Here is a 1,508-nt window from a genome sequence, read left to right as displayed (position 1 = left end):
AGTTCCAGGACGATTTGTCGTACTGGCGTTTTTCAGCGTCATAACCGCTGAACAGGCCATCTTCGAAAGCAAAATCATCACGCACCAGCAGGCTGGCGTTGGTGTAATGTTTAACGTATTCGGCGTTGATTTTGTTGTTTTCGATCAGGTAGCGCAAAACGCCAGACAGGAACGTAATGTCCGTACCGGAACGAATAGGTGCGTAAATATCCGCCACAGAAGCGGTACGCGTAAAACGAGGATCGACAACGATCAAGGTTGCATCGTTGTTGTTTTTCGCTTCCATCGCCCAGCGGAAACCGACGGGATGCGCTTCAGCAGCGTTACCGCCCATCACCATCACGACGTTAGCGTTTTTGATATCCACCCAGTGGTTGGTCATCGCACCGCGACCAAATGTTGGAGCAAGACTTGCTACCGTTGGTCCGTGTCAGACACGCGCCTGGTTGTCGACCGCGAGCATACCCAGCGCGCGGGAGAATTTTTGCGTTAAATAGCCGGTTTCGTTACTCGACGCGGAAGCACACAGCATCCCGGTGGAGAGCCAGCGGTTAACAGTCACGCCTTCGGCGTTTTGCGCAATGTAGTTAGCATCGCGGTCTTCTTTCATCAGTTTGGCGATGCGATCAAACGCCTCTTCCCAACTGATTTGCTGCCATTTATCAGAACCTGGCGCACGGTATTCCGGAAACTTCAGACGGCTTTCGGAGTGGATGAAATCCACCAGGCCAGCGCCTTTCGGACAAAGTGCACCGCGGTTGACCGGGTGATCCGGATCGCCTTCGATATGGAAGATAGATGCTTTGGCGTTTTTTGCTCCGTCACCGAGGCTGTACATCAACAGCCCACAGCCTACGGAACAATAGGTGCAGGTATTACGGGTTTCGCGGGTGCGCAGCAGTTTATACTGCCGGGTTTCCGCGAGCGCTACGCTGGGTGCAAAACCCAGTGCCGCTGCCGTGGTGCCTGCCATACCGCCAGCGCAGATCTTAAAGAACTGCCTTCTGCTGACCTGCATGGATTGCTCCTTGTTTCGACATTGTCACGTCCCATTTACATTCGCTTGCTGCGTGTGCAGGGAGTGGGAGTTATTTTTCTTTGCGGAAGGGGCCGCAAAGGTCCAGAATTGGCTCAATTTCCCTCCATCCAGGAAGGGTTTGTAACAGAATACCATAATGTTGGTGTGTGTGTTCTTATCTGGTTAAGAGAAAGTGAAAAAAACACAGCAAAAAGAAATCGAAAATGTGACAAATATCACAGGTGTTCGTCAAATTGAGTTATGGCGGCGTGATGATTTACAACACCCACGGTTAGATGAGGTCGCGGAAGAAGTTCCCGTTGCGCTGGTCTACAACGGCATTTCGCATGTGGTGATGATGGCGTCGCCCAAAGACCTTGAGTACTTTGCGCTCGGTTTTTCGCTTTCCGAGGGGATTATCGAAAGTCCGCGCGATATCTTCGGTATGGATGTCGTTCCTTCCTGTAATGGTCTGGAAGTGCAAATTGAG

2 protein-coding genes are annotated in these 1,508 nt (G+C 51.6%); one reads left to right on the top strand and one right to left on the bottom strand.

The annotated features are described in order from the left end of the window. The coding region (locus tag R7Z41_RS23775) for a molybdopterin-dependent oxidoreductase (RefSeq protein WP_318141617.1) at positions 1-1,018 on the bottom strand (1,018 nt) is incomplete at its 3' end. 193 nt (positions 1,019-1,211) lie between these two features. Between R7Z41_RS23775 and R7Z41_RS23770 the strand changes: the two genes are divergently transcribed. Continuing rightward, the coding region (locus tag R7Z41_RS23770) for a formate dehydrogenase accessory sulfurtransferase FdhD (protein ID WP_318141616.1) at positions 1,212-1,508 on the top strand (297 nt) is incomplete at its 3' end.

The sequence above is a fragment of the Vibrio sp. 1457 genome (genome assembly GCF_033340195.1).
Classification (GTDB): Bacteria; Pseudomonadota; Gammaproteobacteria; order Enterobacterales; family Vibrionaceae; genus Vibrio; species Vibrio alginolyticus.
Note: the sequence above shows the minus strand (reverse complement) of the source record. Positions and strands in the feature narration are given on the sequence as shown.